This window comes from Arenibacter certesii DSM 19833, from assembly GCF_000429545.1.
Lineage (GTDB): Bacteria > Bacteroidota > Bacteroidia > Flavobacteriales > Flavobacteriaceae > Arenibacter > Arenibacter certesii.
The window spans coordinates 1-19900 of record NZ_AUCB01000042.1; the positions used below are offsets into that span (position 1 = coordinate 1).

At 39.5% G+C, this 19900-nt stretch carries 18 protein-coding genes; 12 read left to right on the forward strand and 6 right to left on the reverse strand.

Annotated features, from left to right (window positions below):
• Both G466_RS0116655 and G466_RS23610 read right to left on the reverse strand, forming a co-directional pair.
• Positions 1 to 246, reverse strand: a 246-nt coding sequence (locus G466_RS0116655; protein WP_026814665.1) for a transposase, incomplete at its 3' end; no start/stop codon positions are given.
• Positions 247 to 547: 301 nt separating this feature from the next.
• Entirely contained in the window at positions 548 to 787 is a 240-nt protein-coding gene (locus G466_RS23610; protein ID WP_444541760.1) for a hypothetical protein, read from the reverse strand.
• A 1029-nt stretch (positions 788 to 1816) separates the two neighbouring features.
• Between G466_RS23610 and G466_RS0116665 the strand changes: the two genes are divergently transcribed.
• Positions 1817 to 2674, forward strand: coding sequence for a hypothetical protein (locus tag G466_RS0116665; protein ID WP_157373952.1), 858 nt, complete (start codon positions 1817 to 1819; stop codon positions 2672 to 2674).
• A gap of 334 nt (positions 2675 to 3008) precedes the next feature.
• On the opposite strand, the gene G466_RS23615 is transcribed toward G466_RS0116665, so the two are convergent.
• Positions 3009 to 3158: a transposase gene (locus G466_RS23615; protein ID WP_084418915.1), complete on the reverse strand. Its 150-nt coding sequence runs from the start codon at positions 3156 to 3158 to the stop codon at positions 3009 to 3011.
• Between the two features lie 278 nt (positions 3159 to 3436).
• Here G466_RS23615 and G466_RS0116675 point away from each other — a divergent pair, with 278 nt between their 5' ends.
• The 4 genes from G466_RS0116675 (at position 3437) to G466_RS23285 (ending at position 4893) form a co-directional block, all read left to right on the forward strand.
• Complete coding sequence (locus G466_RS0116675; RefSeq protein ID WP_026814361.1) at positions 3437 to 3679, forward strand: hypothetical protein; 243 nt, start codon at positions 3437 to 3439, stop codon at positions 3677 to 3679.
• The gene (locus G466_RS0116680) at positions 3670 to 3987 is read left to right on the forward strand and encodes a type II toxin-antitoxin system RelE/ParE family toxin (RefSeq protein ID WP_026814667.1); all 318 of its coding nucleotides are present in this window, start codon (positions 3670 to 3672) and stop codon (positions 3985 to 3987) included. Before G466_RS0116675 ends, G466_RS0116680 begins: the two co-directional genes overlap by 10 nt.
• Before the next feature lie 475 nt (positions 3988 to 4462).
• A complete protein-coding gene (locus G466_RS23960) occupies positions 4463 to 4645 on the forward strand; it encodes an endonuclease/exonuclease/phosphatase family protein (protein WP_157373955.1) in 183 nt (60 codons plus the stop codon).
• Positions 4642 to 4893: a hypothetical protein gene (locus G466_RS23285; protein ID WP_026814668.1), complete on the forward strand. Its 252-nt coding sequence runs from the start codon at positions 4642 to 4644 to the stop codon at positions 4891 to 4893. The genes G466_RS23960 and G466_RS23285 overlap by 4 nt, the downstream gene beginning before the upstream one ends.
• Before the next feature lie 393 nt (positions 4894 to 5286).
• Here G466_RS23285 and G466_RS0116695 read toward each other — a convergent pair whose 3' ends face one another.
• The 3 genes from G466_RS0116695 to G466_RS0116705 are packed head-to-tail and all read right to left on the reverse strand — an operon-like array spanning position 5287 to position 10830.
• Positions 5287 to 6864 carry an arylsulfatase gene (locus G466_RS0116695; protein WP_026814669.1) on the reverse strand — a complete coding sequence of 526 codons (1578 nt, stop codon included), beginning with the start codon at positions 6862 to 6864 and terminating at the stop codon, positions 5287 to 5289.
• A gap of 56 nt (positions 6865 to 6920) precedes the next feature.
• Positions 6921 to 8180 carry an SGNH/GDSL hydrolase family protein gene (locus G466_RS22405; protein ID WP_051315730.1) on the reverse strand — a complete coding sequence of 420 codons (1260 nt, stop codon included), beginning with the start codon at positions 8178 to 8180 and terminating at the stop codon, positions 6921 to 6923.
• A gap of 31 nt (positions 8181 to 8211) precedes the next feature.
• Positions 8212 to 10830, reverse strand: a complete 2619-nt coding sequence (locus G466_RS0116705) for an alkaline phosphatase D family protein (RefSeq protein ID WP_026814670.1) — start codon at positions 10828 to 10830, stop codon at positions 8212 to 8214.
• Between the two features lie 223 nt (positions 10831 to 11053).
• On the opposite strand from G466_RS0116705, the gene G466_RS0116710 reads away from it, so the two are divergent.
• The 7 genes from G466_RS0116710 (at position 11054) to G466_RS0116740 (ending at position 19887) form a co-directional block, all read left to right on the forward strand.
• Positions 11054 to 12652: a sodium:solute symporter family transporter gene (locus G466_RS0116710; RefSeq protein WP_026814671.1), complete on the forward strand. Its 1599-nt coding sequence runs from the start codon at positions 11054 to 11056 to the stop codon at positions 12650 to 12652.
• A 25-nt stretch (positions 12653 to 12677) separates the two neighbouring features.
• Positions 12678 to 13766: a Gfo/Idh/MocA family protein gene (locus tag G466_RS0116715; RefSeq protein ID WP_026814672.1), complete on the forward strand. Its 1089-nt coding sequence runs from the start codon at positions 12678 to 12680 to the stop codon at positions 13764 to 13766.
• Positions 13767 to 13956: 190 nt separating this feature from the next.
• Positions 13957 to 15336, forward strand: coding sequence for an alpha-L-fucosidase (locus G466_RS22410; protein ID WP_051315731.1), 1380 nt, complete (start codon positions 13957 to 13959; stop codon positions 15334 to 15336).
• Between the two features lie 135 nt (positions 15337 to 15471).
• Entirely contained in the window at positions 15472 to 16710 is a 1239-nt protein-coding gene (locus tag G466_RS0116725; protein ID WP_026814673.1) for an enolase C-terminal domain-like protein, read from the forward strand.
• A 93-nt stretch (positions 16711 to 16803) separates the two neighbouring features.
• On the forward strand, positions 16804 to 17901 hold the full coding sequence (locus G466_RS0116730) for a glycoside hydrolase family protein (protein WP_026814674.1): 1098 nt from the start codon (positions 16804 to 16806) through the stop codon (positions 17899 to 17901).
• A 39-nt stretch (positions 17902 to 17940) separates the two neighbouring features.
• On the forward strand, positions 17941 to 18660 hold the full coding sequence (locus G466_RS0116735) for a DUF459 domain-containing protein (RefSeq protein ID WP_026814675.1): 720 nt from the start codon (positions 17941 to 17943) through the stop codon (positions 18658 to 18660).
• A gap of 261 nt (positions 18661 to 18921) precedes the next feature.
• A complete protein-coding gene (locus G466_RS0116740) occupies positions 18922 to 19887 on the forward strand; it encodes an endonuclease/exonuclease/phosphatase family protein (protein WP_169720765.1) in 966 nt (321 codons plus the stop codon).
• Positions 19888 to 19900: the final 13 nt, after the last annotated feature.

Genomic DNA, 19900 nt, shown 5'->3' on the forward strand with positions numbered 1-19900 from the left:
GATCTTACGGGATGAATACAAGTTGCGAAGGTAGGCGTAGACTAAGATTTTGAGCAAATCCCGAGGATGATAGCTTGAGGTGCCACCGCCTTTATAGGTTCTTTCTATGGAGGTAATATCTATCTGGTCCAAAATGTTGTTGACGATACGTACAGGATGGTGCTCTGGAACAAGATCATCATAACTGGGTGGAAGAAGACTCAATTGTGCCTGACTGTTGGTCTTCCATACAACTTTTCTTTTCATACCTTAAGATACGAAAAACAGGACTTTTCTTAAAATATAAAGCACAAAAAAGAGGCTGCCTTTTTAGACAGCCTCTTTTTTATTTGCACTCAATCTGCACTCAAAAATTGTCTTTATATGGCTAATTGTGGTTTGATATGATGATTTAATTCTAGGCGTTGAGACAGGTTTAACTTCGGAATCACGCATAATTTCTGCGTATTTTAGATTTAAGCAAAAAATAAGATCAGTCTAAACAAAAAAAGGATCAAGTCAAAAAGTTGTGGGATTATGGATTTAGACTAATTTATTCGATAGCAAACTAACTGGCGCAACAACTCAATTGGGATACATCTTTACCAAAGGTGATCGCCGCTAATTTGATGCCTTCCCCGAGTGTCAGGTAGGGATAAAAACTTTCGGCCAGATCTTTTACGGTGATTCCAAATTTAATAGCCATACTTAATTGTTGAATGAGTTCGCCTCCCTCTGGTGCAATTACCCTTGCGCCAATTAGCTTGTCCGTTTCAGTATTTCGGATGAGTTTTATAAACCCCCTTATATTAGCCGTACTTTACTTCGAATAATTCTATTCATTTTTCATCTAAAGCTGTAAATTGGTTGCTTTATAAAACTTAATACGTAATATAAAATACTGTTTTAACAGATTTACTAGTTTTAAATAGAACATTGGTTTAGTGTTAGGAAAGCTGTGAATAACACCGACGTTAATATTAAAAAGAAAACTTACTTTAGTTGCGGATAAAAAAGATATATAATCACAAGTTACCATACACCTACGTTAGCGGTTATTTGCAAAAAATAAAGAGCAACTTCGGGACTTCCCTTTTTTTTGCTGCCTACCCTATAGCTCGATCAATCGGTACGCAAGTGGTACGTTTATCAGGGCAGCAAAAAATCTACGGTTTGCATTTCTTAGGATCGGGATTTCATAAGGTTTTGGGATTTTAAAACAGAGTAACTTACGGGTCTTATCCATTTGCCGCCTGTATGGAATCGTTGCGCAAGCAGTACGCAGGTCGACTTTTGGCTTGTCATTTTCCGCCGAAGTTTTATATAAGATTAAATTTTATTTGTGTCCTCCAGGGCTTTGGCTGGATTGAAAATGCGGCAAATCTCCGCGGATCGTACCATTGGGTTGTCCGTTAGAGTAAGGTCTGTAATGCAAACCCCGCTAACAATGGCTATAATTCAGTCTTGCAATACTCAAAAGATAAAATTCACTACTTTTAAGTCGGCACGATTTCATTACCGGAAAATCCTAAGGGATTTCCCATACCGAAATCATTGCCTAGACGTTTGCATTTATCGTGATAAAAAGAAAAGAAGATTATCTATATACTTCCAAAATGTATTATAATATAAATTCTATTTTAGGTAAAAAAAACTGAATTACACATTGCCAAAAAAGGAAAAAATGACCATAAGAAAATATATTGCCATGAAATCTAATCAGTTATCGTATTATATGCTTTTCTTGATGTGCGTTTCCAATTTGCTTGCTCAAGAAAACCCTTTGCAGATAAGCATTTATGTTGACTCAAACGATGTAGTAAGCGGTGGCCTTCGAGTGTCTACTCACATAGGTTTCTTTAACGAACTGGAGATTATTTCGGATTTAAGAAATAATCGCTTCGTGTATCGGCAGCAGGGTTCAATGGGCGATTTCATAGAGTCGCAAGTTAAAGTAGATGGACATCATTCTCTTACATGGGTTGATGGCAAATACTATGCAGTGAACACAGATGGGCATAAGGTTATTGAGTTCTCAGATCTTACTGAGACGGGCACTAATGCACCTAATTACAAAGGTATTGACCTTAGGCGACCGCACGACATTGTGTACAACTCAGCTGATGGTTACATTTACACGATAGACGATAATGAGGGACTAACGCGATTTGACCCCAACAACGACAATATTGCGGAGAAGTCGAAGATAAATAAAAGCAAAGTACCAGTGCTTGGATATGCAAGGTCGCTTTCTGTTGTTAATGGTATAGTTTACATCATTAACTCGAGTCGTGGTGAGGTAATTCAAATGGATGATTTCGATAATTGGACTATTTATGAAAGTCCCGGGCAAAAAAGAAATAATAAAGGGCAAAAAATAGATTCACCTGCGGGAGCATGGGATAAGACCGGTCTGGTGCTTAACGATGTAGAGCGCTATGGTGATTATTGGTACGGATCAAACTATTTTACAGAACCATATGCCGAAGGCCATGATACCAACAAATATCGATTGATTCGGTGGAGAACTTGGGAAGATTTTCAAGATGGGAACTGGGAGGATTTTAGTCATCTGCTTCCACCAGGGGTTGTTCCTTACTACTTTACCGTTCATAATGGTGCGCTTTATTTAGCTACATTCCATCATGTGCATCCGGGTACGAATGACAAAATTTATAAACTTTATCCGAAGTAAACTGCATATAACGAACACAATCATGGTTGTGCATTTTACGAATTGGTTGCATTGAGGTTGGAATTATGTAAAACAAAAACTTTACTTTTTTTGAGAGAAGTCAGAAATGAGAAACGACGAAATGCTAACAATGGTAAACGTTGCACAAGCCTATAAAGTCACAAAGCCGAACTATTTAAGCCCTTTTCAGGGGTTTCTTATTTTGGCAACTTGACGGTCCAGCTAAATTCTGGAGGCCTTAAAAATAAGTTTATTACGTTCTGAAGTTCTTTTATTTCATAATTTAAAATGGAAAGTGTGCTTGCCCCACTTTTTGTCAGTTTTTGAGTGAACTTCAGGTATTTTTAAGATTGTAAGCTATGGCCGCCATATGCATGCACTTGTTGGCCTGCATTATCCCGATAGTATTGATCTTTCGCATTCCCATAAACTGGGTCAGGGTACCGAAAACAGGTTCTACCGTACCTTGCCGCTCGCCCTTCATATCTACCTGCTCTGTGGATTGTGCACCCCTGAATTGTTCCTTAAATACTCCTCACGGTAACAGGTGTCCCAGAACTTTTTCTCCCTCCCGTGCCGATTTGTTGTACCGCCAAGGAATTGGCCGTAAAAACTATTGTACAACATCCATGTAAATCTAAACAGATCGTTTAAATTTAACCGAAATGGGGTAGCAGATTCTAGTTGGCTGAAAAATTCTGCAATTCAAAAAATGATAACTCAAATTGATAATTTTGTATCTTTGATTAAAAGCTAAATAAAATGGATTTACAAACGAGAAAATTAGCACTTATTCAAGAATTTTTAAAAATTCAAAGTGAAGAAGTCATTTCACGTTTAGAAAAAATCTTGAAAAAAGAAAACCAACAATCTGGACACGAAGATCTTAAACCAATGACAATTGAGGAATTTAATTCTCGGATCGACCAATCTATGGAAGATTCAAAAAATGGGCGACTAATTGAAGCGAGTGAATTAAAGGCCAAAATTGATAAATGGAGTTAAAATTATTTTGGACTGATTTTTCTCAAAAAAAACTCGAAAAAATTTATAGGTACCATCGTGAAAAAGCAGGAACCCGAATTGCAAAAAATATCGTTAACGGAATTTACAATGAGACTTTAAAACTAACAAAACAACCGAAAATCGGACAACTCGAAGAGCTTCTAAAGGGTAGAGAACAAGAATTCAGATATTTAGTCTATAAAAATTATAAAGTCATTTATTGGATAAACATGAAAGAAAACCGAATTGAAATAAATGACGTTTTTAACACGCGACAAAACCCAATAAAAATAGAACGGACGAAATAAAGTCAGTTGCCAACACCGATTACCGTTGCCCAAGCTCAAATTTTACGAAATAGCATCCATATAAGCTGTTTTTAGCATGGGTAAATTTAGGCCGGGTTAGCATAAGGATCCTATTCAAACACTTTAAAAAGGTGCCGTACATTTTTGGAAGCTTATTTTAGGCGATAAAAACAAGGCAAGGCTTCCTACACCACTTTTCACTCGTTTATCAGTGAATCAAATGTGGAGAAGATCCCAATATATCCTATAATATCTTCAACGGATTTGATTGGGGTAAAGATAAAGAAAGAAAAATACGTTTTATTGATCGGATGAACGATAAAGACCCCGAAGTGGTTGCCATGCAAGAGCTTTGTGGTTTTACTCACGAAAGTTTATCCGTTCTTGCTAAAAATTAAGGACATGAGTATGCTGTAATCCTGATAGAGGATGGGATGGTTACCCGGTAAGTATAACCTCTAGAAAACCAATCATTGTGAAAAATAAAATGTTGGAGAATAGCGGACATGGATTATTGCATGTTGAGACCTATGGATTTGATTTTCTAGTAACGCACCTGAATCCGTCCGATCCAAGAAAAAGACGTAAAGAGGCAACATTTATAATGAATTTTGTCCATAATAACAAATTGGAGAATTTCTTGATAATGGGGATATGAATGCACATTCCCCGATGGATGTGGAATACATGGAGGCGTGTGCCACAAATTTATTGATGAAGTATGGGAGAACTAGTAGCCCGAACCTTTTAGGCGGAGAATTTGATTATTCCACTATTTCCAGTTTCCTCTCTTACCCATTGGTTGATGTTTGCCGTAATTTTGTTGCAGTAGATAAACGGACTACATTTCCGACCCCGATTCTAATGAATGTTTCGCGGTATAAGGAGGTGCGTGCGAAAGTTTAAGAAAGGATCGATTATATATTTGTACCGTAAAATGTATTCAGTAAGGTTGTAGATGCCTTTATTTACAATGAAGGTAAAACAGATTATTTATCTGATCCTTATCTTGTTGGAGTTGATCTTCTTCAAGAGAAATAGACGCCCATCTGCAGTGGTTGCTATGCTATTAGTCAATTCTCTCTGACGTAGCGTTTTCTATGTTGAAAGAAACATGTAATGGGAGCATTCTGGCGTTTACATGCCAATGGGGAGGTACGAAAATGCACTTCATGTCGAAACAATCGGCCACATAATTTTAACCGACGAGGAGAAATGGAAGGATATGTGAAACTAATCCCTTTAGCGCTACAACAAGTTGTTCCCTTGTAGGCTATGTGAGGTAATACTAGGCGACTATCATTTTATAGAAGGCAAAATATTTCTATCGTAGGTAAACCAGCCATTGTTCAAATCTCCTCCGCATTCTTCAATCAAGATGCTTTTTGGTTCTTCGGCTTTTTCTTTTTTTTGAGTAATTATATTGCATTCTTCGCGGTAATCGTTCGGGAGAAAATATAATTGAAATATATCTTTAGGGGCAAAGTAGCGCAGTTTCCAACCGTCGTGGGTAACAATTGCTGGGCCTATAAATGAGGAATACACCACATATTCCTGTGATCGACCTTTTTGTCCCAACAATTCCGGTAAGTAGGATACGCCATCCTTGGCTTCGGGAACCTTATAATCCAACAGGTGGGCCATTGTAGCCATAAAGTCGTAATTGGCCACTAAGGTATTCGATGTGGCCCCCGGTTTAATCTTTCCTGGCCATCGTACGATTAAAGGAACTCGGACACCACCCTCCCAATTGCTTCTTTTAATCCCTGCCATCCCATCATTCCCATCAAATACATCTCCAGCTATCCCGCTATAAAATTTAGTGTCTATATTATCAAAAAATTCCCCGGTTTCCATGTTCCTAACGGGCTTTAGAATCCTGCCTTCTTGGGAATAATATATTTCATGCCCGTTATCCGAAGTGAATATTACCATGGTATTATCATCAATTCCCAAGGTCTTTAATTCGTTCATAATATTACCTACATGGTCGTCCAGCATTTTTACCATGGAAGCATATTCCTTTTCAATTTGAGTCAGTCTTTCATCATTAACAAATTCTTCATGGACTTCCGGAATGGCAACCGGACCGTGGGGCAATTGGGTAGGATGATAAAGAAAAAAGGGGCGGTCTTTGTTCTTCCGTATAAATCCGATTATTTTTTCAAGAAAAAGATTTTGGGAATAGGTCGTTTTCCCTTCCATGTTCCAGCGTTCGTTATAAGTCTCCTCAGTTTCGAGCTCCGTGCTTTTCCCGCTATCTGCCCTGGTATTTCCTTCGATTTCTATCAACTTTCCATTTTCAAATAGGAAGGGGGGATAAAATCCGTGGCACCGCTCATGATCCAAAAAGCCGTAATAGTAATCCCAGCCATGTCTTTGCATCTGTTTATCGGTAGCCGAGAATCCCCATTCTAGCTTTCCGATTTCCCCTGTAACATAGCCTGTACTTTTGAAAATCTCGGCCAAAAAAACCTCTTCAATTGGAGTTTCGCCCAACTGTTCATTTAATTTTGATTCAATTTCTTCTTGCCCCATTTTACCCTTGGAAATATTTGAATAGGCATTTCCCGATGTTATTTTCCATCGATTTCCATGGGCATCGTGATACCCGGTAATAAGGCTGGCCCTTGCCGGCGCACATAACATGGCCCCATAGGCATTTTCAAATCGCATCCCTTCTCTTGCCAAACCATCAATATTTGGTGTTTTTATAATCTTTTGTCCTTCAGTAGAGAGTAGCCCCCTGCCAAGGTCATCCGCATAGATAAGAATTACATTGGGTTTGCCCTTCTCTTCAATTTTATCTTTTTTGCTGGAGCAACCGGCAACTGCTAAAATCGTCAAAATCAGTATTAGCTTATTTTTAAGATGCATCTTTATGATATGTACAATTAGTTTTGGTCTGTTAAATCTCGTTGGAGGTGCTATTGCTATTTGTTTATAAAAAAATAGCGTATCCTGCATGCTTCTCCGACACTTGTTGAATCATCATTTCTTGCTATCCTAATCTGTAATCTGTGTTTTTTATTTTCTAGCCCTGCACCCAAGGTGTAGAACCATGGAAGGTGCAGACTTGTACTCCACTTGGTCAATAAATTCAATTTTTCCCATTGTCCTTTATCGATTCGGTATTCAATAATTCCGGCATCTGGACCGGCAGCTAAGGCGATTCCTACGGTGTTTCCTGTAAAGGTAAAACTGACCCTTCCCGCATTGGCCTTCTCACCGATCAACATAGGCACGTTGGTATAGTTATTTCTAGTGCCTTTACCATCCTTGGGTACCCATTGAGGATCGATTTTCCAAGCCCCATTAAATTTAGCTTTGGCAACATCGATCAGGACCCCGTTGTTGTAGTTATATCTATCCAACGGTTCGGGTAATATATAGTGGTTAATTTTAACGCTCTCATCACTAGGCTTGGTCCACCCATTTTCCAGAAAGGTAATTATGGAGCGTGCATATATGCCCTGACCGAAAGGGGAGGGGTGCAGATCTTTAAAATCATCCTCCCAAGTAAATTCTCCTGCATCTATTCTTTCCGTAACCTCTTTTGCAAGGTTAATAGTCGGAATATGATAGTGGGCAGCAACTTTTTCATGATTTTGGATAACTTTGGGCGCTTCCCCGTTCCGGTATGATTTCATTTTATCTGGATCTGCAAAATACATGAATACAATATCCGTTGTAGGGTTTAAGTTCCTGGCGTGCCGAACGATACCTTCCATGGCCCTTATTTGTTCTATCTCTGTTCTGCCATTTGTGGCATCGTTCACGGCCGCCTCCTCAAATAATAGGTCTATAGGGCCTCCACTAAAAAGATCCCGTTGCATTCGAAAAGCAGCGGGAGTAGATCCCATAGAGGGGATGCCTGCGGCAATAAATTCGAATTGGGTATCGGGGAACCTATTTTTCAAATAATTAGTAATACTATCACGCCAACCAGGATTATAGGTGATTGATCCCCCTAGGAAACCAACCCTTCCTTTTTTCTCTCTTTTAAATTTAAGTAGGCTATTTGGTATTCCGCTCCTGAGCGTATGATAGCGCGATGGATCTAAAGTTTCATCTATTTGATGCAAATGTTCATACATTGCGCCATTTTCTATTTCTGCACCTGCTTTTTCTGCTGGGATGGTTGCAGAAAACAAGATAAATGTAAATAAGATTAAGGGGCCGATCAACTTCATACTATCATTAAAATTGGGTGACAATTTTCGTTTAACTTAACATTAGTTTAATTGTCTTTTTATTTATTTTTTTAGCTTTCACATTTTTTATAGTCTTCTTTTTGTCGCTTTCTGTATTGTGAAGCACTAGGGTATATTTTCCTTCAGAAAATACTTTTGGCTTAAAAGTAGCCGATGACAAGCGAATGGAATATACCAGTACCTCCGTTTGATCAAAAATGGAAAGTACGGGAGTAGTACCATCTGTTATCTGAATTTCGGGCAACCACGCTTCTGCTTTTCGTCCATAATTATCCAATTGGTCAATAGTTATTGGCCAACCCGGATTTTGTACCTTTTCACCAAGGGTCGGGTCTACAAACCTGGGCCAACATTCTGTTTTAATGGTTCTGTCTTTTTTATTAAATGTGACCAAACCATAACCGGTGGCCCTATTGTGGATAATCTTCGGTTCTAAGCCGGTGTTATACGGGTTGGCAACCGCATAGACCGTTATTTTATTTCCAAATCCATCCTCATTATTACCGATATAAGCCGGATTTTCATAAGTGTGTTTGTCAGCATCAACATTTGAGGGCCAATACCTTCTTGGCCAGATATTGTTTAAAGCAGGACCTGCAAATGCAAAACCGCTATCCCCATGTTTTTCAAGGCCATATTGAATATAACTGCCTAAATGCTGATCTCCTGCAATATGGAAAGCAAAACATTTTCTTATAATTTCGATAGCTTCATCTCGTTTATTGGCAGGCCAGCCGTTGGAATCCATATCTACGGTAGGTTTATCGCCAACAACGTACTCGCCTTTTTTAGGGATATACAAGGACGGCACCACTTCATCTGTTAAGACTTCCTTGGGCAGGGTGGCGACAGTTGCAAAGTTGGTCTGTGACAATACGACTTTCATACTTGTGTCGTTATTCCAATCTTCTACCCAGTTGTTTAAGAAGGCTTCTTGTCGTTCTCCCAACAAATTGGCAGGTAAATTTCTATGTTTTTTAATATCAAAATCGGGATTGGTTATAAAACCGTTCCACACTTTAGCTTCTTTGGGAAGTACCTGTTTTGGAGCGGATTTAAATTTCCGGTCCTCTAGGATTGCAAAACTTAAACCAGCATATTTCCATTGGGTGTAATACACGCCGATCCCTTGTTTTACGGGCGTTGGGTCATAAGGGTCGGGCAGGTGGCTGGTTTGCGTAAACTGGATCATATTTACCCAATCTGCAGCCATTTTATAGCCGCCCGAATCTTGTGCCGACGCGCCAAAACCTTCGCTAACATCGGCCGCCTTACCACCTTCCCCCCATACGTTTCCGTGATAGACATCATGGTCATCGGGAATAATGGCACAGGGCTTATGCCTGAACAATTCCCGATAGCCCCATCCGAACATCATCCACTTCCGAAGGTAATCTAAACAAGTATCGTCAAAATCCCCACTATATTCTGCTCCAAAGCCTCCCGTACTTTCATAAAATTGATCTCCTAAAAAGAGGATAATATCGGGATTCAATTTTGACATGTTTTTATGGATATCATTATCGGGAAACCCATGATGGGCGTTGCAACTGAACACAGCTGTTTTAATCTTATCTACATCGGTAGGCTCTTTCTCAATAGTTCCCTCATAAAAATACTGGTGGATCTCATTTTTTAAGGGGATCTCAAGGAATATTCTATAAGGGGTTTTCTGGGTACTGTCCCATTGATCAATACTGAAATTGACAGCTCTCCCAGAGTGGGTGACCGAAGAGGTTGCCAAAGTTTTCCAATCCTCGTTTTCTTGTGTTTGCAGGGCTACTTTATGTCCCTTAATTTTTTCGATCGGACTTAATTGAGCCGTAATTTTTAATTTATTTTGATGCAGTGTGTATTGAGCGAAACAGATAGGACCGAATAGGTTACTTTCTATATGCTCCATATTTTCAGAAACAATTTGCCAATCTGAAAAAGCGACGGATGGTTTGTCGTACGTCTTATTATCATTCACATGGGAGAGCAGAGCAAAATTACCGGTAAGCTCTTCTGCTGGAATGCTAACCTCTGTCTTTGGGAATAACTGTTTGTCCGTAAGGGGATTTTTGATGGTTATGGACAATTGATAATTGGAACGGGAAGGCCGTGCATCTATTTGCAAACGAACAGCTTTGGGCAATTCCCCTATTTTCGTCTCTATAACTTTATCGCCTATTATTAAATTGCCCAAAGGATCTATTGCAATATCTAAACCTTTGCCGAAAACTGCAGCGGAACGATAGTCATTAAAAGGACCTTTAGCTCCTAGTCGCATCCCATACAAGGCTTCATTAGCAGTGTTCAATTCTTTGTTTAAGATAGATATGGTAACCGCCGCCTTAAAAGGAGTCCGATCATTTGATTTCTGAACGTTTAACAAGTGTAACGTTCTATTGGCACCAGATAGTTTACAAACGGCTTTTCCATCTTCTAAGTGCCAATCTTGCAGTCTGTTGCCCCAATATTCAGGACCTACCCATTTCATATCCGGCCAATTCTGCCAATTGCTGTTGAAATTTAAGATGGCTTGGTTTGGTCTGTTTGCTAAGAAGGAATGGGCAAAAGCTGATTCCGATATTAAAGGTAGAAACGAGCTTAAAACAATTGTCTTAATAGTTTTTCTTCTGTCCATTTGCTATTGTTTGGTCCATAATCAAATGTAACCCATTTTAAAACATGAGGGTAAGTTAAATAAATATTAGTGCAATTGACCTATTTTATTTATTTTTGTTTTTATCATTTCTAACAAACCGTGAACCCTATCTTTATAGAAACAGACAATCCAGAATTTTGGGATTCAATGAGTTAGGGACGAGAGCGGAATATTTTCGACCAAACAAATAAAAAAATAAATTATGGAAGCAATAAATACGGTGGACGTAATGGTTATTGTTTTGTATCTGTTATGCATCGTATTTGTAGGATTATGGTTTTCCCGCAAAAAAAGACAGACGAGCGAAGGTTATTTTTTGGCAGGAAAATCGTTGACCTGGTCTGTGATCGGGGCTTCGTTATTTGCCTCGAATATTTCAACAGTTCATTTGGTGGGCCTAGCGGAATCAGGTTTTATAGATGGCATAGTTTGGGGGAATTTTGAGTGGTTTTCCGCCTTTGAGCTTATTATCCTTGCATTGGTGTTCATTCCTTTTTATTTGCGAACCAAAATTACCACGCTCCCCCAGTTCTTGGAGAAACGGTATGATGTAAGGTCGAGAGTAGTGCTGGCTATTTTCAGTATTTTGGCCGCGCTCTTTATGCATATCGGGGTAAGTTTTTATGCAGGTGCAGTAGTTTTCGAAAAAATATTCGGGCTCAATATTCTTGTATCGATAATCATCATTGCTACGGTAACCGGTATCTATACGATTATTGGGGGCCTGACTTCAGTGGTAATCACGGAAACAGCTCAAACAGTTATTTTAATACTTGGTTCATTAACCATTACCTTATTGGCCATTTACCAACTTCCGGAAATTGGAATCCATACATACGATGCGTTAAAAGAAGCGGTAGACCCCGACCGGTTAAAAGCAGTAAGCTTTAATACCGAGAAAAAAGGTTTTACTTTTATGGATATGCTCTTTGGTCATTTAATATTGGGTATTTGGTATTGGTGTACCGATCAAACCATAGTACAACGGGTTTTAGGAGCCAAATCTGAAAAACAGGCCAAATTGGGAGCTATTTTCGCCGGTTTCCTTAAAATTTTACCGGTGTTTATCATGGTAGTTCCTGGAATTTTAGCTGTTGCCCTTTTTCAAGACGAAATTGGGAACGATACAAAAAGTGTGTTACCAGTAATGATAATGAATTTAATGCCCATTGGTCTCAAAGGACTGATGGTAGCGGCCTTGTTGGCAGCGGTAATGAGCAGCGTGGCTGCAGCACTGAACAGCTGTTCTACTCTAATTGTCTATGATGTTTTTGATAAAATTAAGCCTGACCTATCCGACAAGGCCAAAATAAATATCGGAAAAATCACAGGTGGGGTAGTATTGGTGCTATCAGTTGCCTGGTCTCCTTTTTTGGGGAATCTCGGAGCTATTTTTGAGTTGATCAACCAAATGTTTTCCATTTTCGCGCCATCTATTGTAGCAGTATTTGTTTTGGGTATTATCTCTAGAAAAGGAACGGCCAACGCTGCATTCTATACGCTCCTTGGAGGGAGTTTCTTTGCCGCCTGCATATTTTATGTGGAAAAATATATGGTGATCGGTGGGATTGAAAATTATATTTCCAGTCCCGAGGGATTGGGTATAAACTGGTTGAGACAGACTTATATCTATTTTATCATCTCTTCAACAATTTATTTGAGTATATCCTATTTTGATAAAACGGTACAGGAGATTCCTGCTGAATTTTATTTGAAGGTAAGCACCCCTTCCAAACTAATTAATTATCTAAGTGTTTTGTTAGTGGGGGTCATGCTGGTCCTATATTATATTTTTTATTGAAAAAATTGAGAAAAAATAGAATGTTATGAACTTCGATCAACAGCCTAGGCTTCCAAACGCTCCTCTTCCCATTGCCATTATCGGGTCGGGGGGTATTGTACGGGATGCACATCTGCCTGCCTATTCCCTTGCAAATTTCCCTGTAATGGGAGTTTATGATATTGATGTGGAGAAGTCGAAAGATTTAAAGGAACAATATCCTTTAGTTAAAAAAGTATACACCTCCCTTTCCAATTTAATCAGCGATGCCGTTAAAGTCAATGCGATTTTTGATCTTGCAGTTCCCGCTAACTCAATCTGTCCCATTCTAGAACAGCTCCCTATAGGTTCGGCAGTACTGATCCAGAAGCCGATGGGGGAAAACTTAAAAGAGGCGGAACAGGTCTTAGAGGTGTGCAAAAGAAGAAAATTAGTGTCCGCCATTAATTTCCAATTGCGATTCGCGCCCTATATGTTGGCATCCAAGGACATTATAGGGCAAGGATTGATCGGGGATGTTTTTGATATAGAAATTAAGGTCTGTGTACATACCCCATGGCAGTTATGGGATTTTCTATACACAAAGCCACGCGTAGAAGTATTATATCACAGCATTCATTATTTGGACCTGATCCGAAGTTTTTTGGGCGACCCGATACGGGTAATGGCCAGTACTTTAAAACATCCAAGGACCAAGGAATTGGCTGCTACCCGGAGCAGTATCATATTAGATTATGATCAGTACACCCAAGCAAGGATCTTGACCAATCATGGGCATGTATATGGATCGGAACATCAGGAATCATATCTAAAGATAGAAGGGACAAAGGGCGCTATAAAAATCAAGATCGGACTCTCTTTGGATTATCCCAACGGAAGGCCCCCAAAAATGGAGTATGTTATTTTGGAAGATGGAAAAGGTTGGCGGGAAATCCCCTTGGTGGGCGGGTGGTTCCCCCATGCATTTGTGGGTACTATGGCCGGACTACAAATTCATTATTTAAATAGGGAGGTCCCTTTGCCACACAGTACGGAAGACGCCTTGCAGACCATGCGCTTGGTAGAAACGGTTTATCGCTCCAGCGAAGAAGGAGGGATCAATTTTAATCAAATGAAAAAGGAACAGCATAAATAACATTTTCATAAAAACGCTATTATTAAGAAATGAGCATGACAAAAAATTGATTGAAAAAACAAAAAACAATCTAGAGGCCGACAGGCAAGATTACATTCCTGTACTGGAGTTTACCTGCCGTAGGTAGGTTTACCTATCGGAGATAGGCGCTGCCGAAATATGAGCATTAAAAAACAATAAATATCTACATATGAAAACCGAACTAAAAAATTTATTAAGTGTCCTTATCCTAGTTGTGTTTTACAATGTACAAGGACAGCTGACCGGTGGAGGGGAGGCCAATCCCGATCTAACCACCAACAAAGAATCTTTACAGGTATTCCAAGATTTACGCTTTGGCATGTTTATACATTGGGGCCCCGTATCCCTTCGGGGAACGGAAATAGGATGGTCCAGGGGGGTTCAAGTGCCTAAAGAGGATTATGATGGTCTGTACAAGGAATTTGACCCCGTTCTTTTTAATGCCAAGGAGTGGGTAAAAACGGCCAAGGATGCCGGTATGAAATATATAGTACTGACCACCAAACATCATGATGGGTTTTCCTTGTGGGATTCAAATTTTACCGATTATGATATGATGTCTACGCCTTATAAAACGGATATAGTAAAGGAATTGGTAGAGGAATGTAAAAAACAAGGAATTGTTTTTGGAGCCTATTATTCTATAGCCGATTGGCACCATCCCGATAATCCCATGGTATATCCTCCGGAAAAAACCGATACTGGGTTAAAGGATATTAATGACGCAAAAACAAAAGCTAAGATGGACCGCTATATCGGCTATATGAAAAACCAGTTAAAGGAGCTGATCGATAATTATGATCCAGCTATTATTTGGTTTGATGGGGAATGGGAATGGGTTTGGACCCATGAAATGGGGATGGATCTTTATAAATATGTCAGAAGCCTAAAAAATGATATTTTAATCAATAACCGGGTTGATAAAGGTCGGAAAGGTATGGAAGGCATTACGACCAGTAACAGATATGCGGGGGATTATGAAACACCCGAACAACAGGTTGGAGCATTTAATGACAAAAATGCCTGGGAAACCTGTATGACCATTGCCAATCAATGGGCTTGGAAACCCAATGACCCTATGAAATCCAGAAAAGAATGTATTCAGACACTCTTGCGAACTGTTGGTGGTGACGGCAATTTGCTTTTCAATGTTGGGCCTATGCCAGACGGTCGAATCGAACAGCGTCAAATAGATCGATTAAAAGAGATGGGCGATTGGTTAAAAGTCAACGGATCGGCTGTATTTGGAACTAGAGGAGGCCCCTATCTACCTACAGAATATATGGTTAGTACTCGGAATAAAAATAGAATATATCTGCACTTATTCGAAAAGACGGAATCACCTTTAACGCTCCCTTTTCCAAAAGGTGTTAAAATAGAGAAATCCTATTTTTTGAAAAATGAGGATCAGATTCAGATTGATCGTGATAAAACTTCAATTACCATCAATTTACCAGAAATCATGCCCGATGAGGATGCCTCGGTCCTAGTCTTGGAATTAAACCGGTCTGCTCTTGATATAGATGTACAGCCTAGAATAAATTATTAGAAATTTGGATATGCACAAAATTAAAAAATGAATGTTATGCCATGTCCAATCCAAATACCCTTGAAGAGAATCAATAAATAAAAACCCGGTGTCTTAAACGAAAAGTAAAAAAGGGCACCATATAGGAGATGAATTATGTATAAAACAATCATCATAAAAAAGGGACAGGCCGTGGATACCCGTTTCAATCTTAAGGATGGTGCCGGTTCCGATGCTGTGCATACTACACCCATATATGCTTATGCGGTGTGTAAATTAAGTACCGATACTAATTTAGAGGGGATAGGACTTGCTTTTACCCTTGGTGCGGGCAACAAATTGGTCTGTGATGCCATTGATTATTTGGTAAGGCATATAGAAGGCATGGAAATAAACTCATTGATGGCCAATTTTGGAGAGACCTATAAAATGATGGCCGATGACCCTAATTTAAGATGGCTAGGCCCGCATAAAGGGGTGGTCCACCTAGCTCTGGCAGCCGTGGTTAATGCGTGTTTTGACCTATGGGCAAAATCCAAGGAGGTGCCGCTATGGAAACTGCTTATCGACCTTTCCCCAGAAGCGTTGGCCAATACATTGGATTTTTCCTACTATGAAGATATTCTTCCCAAAGAAGAGGCAATAGCTCTTTTGATTGCCCAACAACAAGGAAAGCAAAACCGGGAAAAAATATTGGAAATTGGTTATCCAGGTTATGATACTTCCATAGGTTGGTTCAATTATAGCGATGATAAAGTAGCCGATAATATTAAAAAGGCGATGGATAACGGTTTTACCGCCATGAAATTAAAGGTTGGAGCCAAAGATGCCGGACGGGATATTCGACGCGCAGCATTGGTCCGTAAAATTGCGGGTGATAAAGCTACTATAATGTTCGATGCGAATCAACAATGGAACTTACCTCAGGCAATTGCGATTTGTAAAGAATTAAGGGAATTAGATCCTTTTTGGATAGAGGAACCCACCCACCCTGACGATGTGCAAGCTCATGTGAAACTGGCCAGTACAGTAGATGTAAAACTAGCATTGGGAGAGCATGTGCCAAATAAAATGGTATTTAAAAACTTTATCCAATCGGGCTGTATGTCTTTTAATCAGGTAGATGCGGTGAGGGTAGGAGGGGTTTCAGAGTTCATTTTAATAAGCCTATTGTCTAAAAAATATAATATTCCCGTGGTGCCCCATGTCGGTGATATGGGGCAGATTCATCAGCACCTGGTGCTCTATAATCACGTTTCAGTGGGACACCCTGCCCTGCTGTTGGAGCATATTCCACATCTGCGCGAACATTTTAAATTTCCAGTACGTATTGAAAATTCACGCTACCAGACTCCGCAAGAGCCAGGGATGAGCAGTGATTTGCTATACTATTGATGGTTTTGCTGTTCCGCTCACATTTTAGAATCCCAGGCGATACCATATATTTTATATTCCTATATAATTAAATTGAGAAAAAAAACAACAGATATGGAATTTAGAAACCCGTTTTATTTTGTGCTTCAGCTAGAAATAGTATCTAAAATTGGTTTAAAAGTATTGGTCAATTTAGCTTTGTTGGTGGTTTTGATGCAATCGTATATTTATGGTCAATCTGAAAAATCGTTTGCCGACCAATGGGAATATGTTGGGGTCGCTATAGAAGAACCCGGATATGTTATCTGGGGTACATCACCCGTGTTGGGTGATGATGGTAAAATCCATCTTTTTGTTGCACGTTGGCCAGGGAATACGGTAGAGCCCGGTTGGCGATCCCATAGTGAAATTGCACATTATGTTGGGGATACTCCTGAAGGTCCTTTTATTTTTTCTGATATCGCTCTACAAGGGACCGGTTTGGATACTTGGGATCGGTTTGGCATGCACAATCCAGCCATCCATAAGGTAGGTGAAAAGTATATTCTTCTGTATATCGGGAACAATGATTATAGTAGGCCTGCACATCCTTCCAACCAAAAAATAGGGATGGCCACGTCTGATTCTCCCTATGGACCTTGGAAAAAAGTTAACGACGACGGATTAATTTTAGATGTCCCTAAAAACCAAAAATACTGGAACCACAAGGCCAGCAACGGTGTCAATAATCCGGCATTGTTACAACATCCCAACGGTGGTTTCTTCCTTTACTTTAAATCCGAAAAGGCCAGAATGGGCCTGGCGGTGGCCGAAAATATAGAGGGTCCATACGTACAAATGCCTTTTCCTGTTACCAATAACAAGCAGAGCATCGAAGATGGTTACGCATTTATGCACGAAGGGAAATTTGCCCTGCTTACCACCGATAACCATGGCATAATTGAAGAAGGGGGCGGTATTCTTTGGACCTCAGAGGACGGAATCGTATTTGATAAATATGAAAAAGGATTCCATCGGATCAACGGTTATGTTCCATTGAACATGTCCAAAGTTACCGTACACTATGGACCGAAAGACAGGAGCTATGCCAAATTTGAACGCCCTCAAATTTTATTAAAGGACGGGAAGCCATCTTATTTGTACCTTCCTTCAGGAAGTAATATTCATGGAGGACCCAGTACCGAAAGCTATATTTTAAAATTTAAACCTTGAAAGCGGTCTAAATATTTATAGAATCTAAAATGTAACAATATGCACACTAGTAAAAAATCAGGCAAAGGGATTTTAGTCTATCCAATTTTATTGATGTTGTTCTTTATATTGGGAGGATGTCACGAACAAAAAATTAAAGTGGCCTGTGTGGGGGATAGTATCACCTATGGGGCGCGACTCGATGATAGGGAAAATCATTCCTATCCCGCCCAATTACAATTGCTCTTGGGAGAAAAATATTCTGTACAAAACTTGGGAGTGGGAAGCAGTACGCTTATTCGAAAAGGAATTCCTACTGTATGGGACGAGTTGTCTAAAATTAAAGAAGCAAACCCAAATATTATCGTCATTAGTCTTGGCACCAATGATACTTGTGGTATGGGTACTTGCGGGGATCGTAAATGTTGGGAATATAAAGGGGAGTTTAAAGAGGATTACCGTGAGCTTATAGACGAATTATTAACATTGCCCTCCAAACCGAAAATTTATATTTGCGCCCCTTCTCCAATGGTATTGGAAACTCCAGGTCTAAATAAAGAACGGGTAGAGGGGTTGACAATACGAAAACCCCGACTTCAAGAACTAATCAAAATGATAAAGAGCATCGCAAAAGAGAAGAAGGTAGAATTTATAGACCTAAATACCCCTCTAGATCATAAATCGGAACTATTTACCGAAAAGGATGGTGTACATCCAAACAAGGCCGGGTACCGAGCTATTGCAGACTTGGTATACCAGAAATTAAAAAGGATAAATTAAGGCCAAATTGTATCTCGTCTTCCAGATTTTGAACAAAAAAGGGAAGAAATATTGGATAGTTAAGAAACATGAAAGGTTACTAAAGTTATGAATTATACTATGACAGGGTTGTTATGGAGGAATAGAGAATTAAGCACCTAGGAGCTATCATAACAATATTATTTATTAAGATAATGACATCAACTTAATTAACATATGAAACAGATTTTTAAGTATTTATTCGGTTTTGCTACAATATTTACACTGTTAATCCAGTGCAAAGTGGATAAAAAAACGGAACAATACACTGATATGAACCAAGTGTCCATCCTCAGCTTTAATATCCTTCAAGGAGGACACGATGCAAGTAATGTTGGTTTCCCTAACACCAGGTTCAATGGTTCTCGATTTGATGATTTAGTAAATGTAATATTAAAGACAAATGCCACTATTGTTGGGGTTCAAGAAGATACAAAGACCGATTCCTTACTGATATCCTTGGGGCGTGATTGGAACCGTTGTTATAATATTTACTCGAAATTTAAATTAAAGCCGTTGGGATCAAATGGCGAATTGCTAAATGCTTGTCGTGCTTATTTGCCCAACGGAGATTCGGTCGTCGTGGTCAACAGCCATTGGTGGCCAACGGGGGGCGATGGACCTGGATTAATTAAACAACGAATTCTGGACAATGATATTCCTAAGGATCTAAAAGTTTTTGAAAGCGAAATTTTGGAAGCAACCAAGCAGATTGCCGAGGGACCACGTGGCTATAAGGCTACAATTGATTTAATCGAACCTTATTTAGAAGCTAATGAGAAAGTTATTCTTGTAGGAGATTTTAATGAACCATCGCACCTTGACTGGACCGACCGCTATGTTAGAGAGGGAAAAGACAGGTGGGTGAAAAATCCTACTGAAGTTCCTTTGCGCTTTGCAATAGCCTGGCAAGGATCAAAAGCGCTGGCAAATATAAAGCTATCAGATGCATACAGAACAGTTAATACGGATGAAGTCGCCCAACCTGGAATTACTTGGACGCCACCCTATCCCAATGGTACTATAGGTAGGCAAGATTACGATAATCAGGAGTTGGCCAGGATTGATAGGATATATTTCAATGATACAGGGTTGAGCTGTAAAACTGCATCGGTGGTTACCGGTTTAAACGGGAATGGTGAAATAAAATTGGATTGCGATTGGCCATCGGATCATTGGGCTGTTTTAGCTTCTTTTGATATCAAATAATTTAAGGAACAAA

Bases quoted from the DNA above. Each gene is read 5' to 3' on its own strand.
- G466_RS23615 (WP_084418915.1), bottom strand. From the start codon at position 3,158: ATGAAGGGCGAGCGGCAAGGTACGGTAGAACCTGTTTTCGGTACCCTG.
- G466_RS0116675 (WP_026814361.1), top strand. From the start codon at position 3,437: ATGGATTTACAAACGAGAAAATTAGCACTTATTCAAGAATTTTTAAAA.
- G466_RS0116680 (WP_026814667.1), top strand. From the start codon at position 3,670: ATGGAGTTAAAATTATTTTGGACTGATTTTTCTCAAAAAAAACTCGAA.
- G466_RS23285 (WP_026814668.1), top strand. From the start codon at position 4,642: ATGAATGCACATTCCCCGATGGATGTGGAATACATGGAGGCGTGTGCC.
- G466_RS0116695 (WP_026814669.1), bottom strand. From the start codon at position 6,864: ATGCATCTTAAAAATAAGCTAATACTGATTTTGACGATTTTAGCAGTT.
- G466_RS22405 (WP_051315730.1), bottom strand. From the start codon at position 8,180: ATGAAGTTGATCGGCCCCTTAATCTTATTTACATTTATCTTGTTTTCT.
- G466_RS0116705 (WP_026814670.1), bottom strand. From the start codon at position 10,830: ATGGACAGAAGAAAAACTATTAAGACAATTGTTTTAAGCTCGTTTCTA.
- G466_RS0116710 (WP_026814671.1), top strand. From the start codon at position 11,054: ATGGAAGCAATAAATACGGTGGACGTAATGGTTATTGTTTTGTATCTG.
- G466_RS0116715 (WP_026814672.1), top strand. From the start codon at position 12,678: ATGAACTTCGATCAACAGCCTAGGCTTCCAAACGCTCCTCTTCCCATT.
- G466_RS22410 (WP_051315731.1), top strand. From the start codon at position 13,957: ATGAAAACCGAACTAAAAAATTTATTAAGTGTCCTTATCCTAGTTGTG.
- G466_RS0116725 (WP_026814673.1), top strand. From the start codon at position 15,472: ATGTATAAAACAATCATCATAAAAAAGGGACAGGCCGTGGATACCCGT.
- G466_RS0116730 (WP_026814674.1), top strand. From the start codon at position 16,804: ATGGAATTTAGAAACCCGTTTTATTTTGTGCTTCAGCTAGAAATAGTA.
- G466_RS0116735 (WP_026814675.1), top strand. From the start codon at position 17,941: ATGCACACTAGTAAAAAATCAGGCAAAGGGATTTTAGTCTATCCAATT.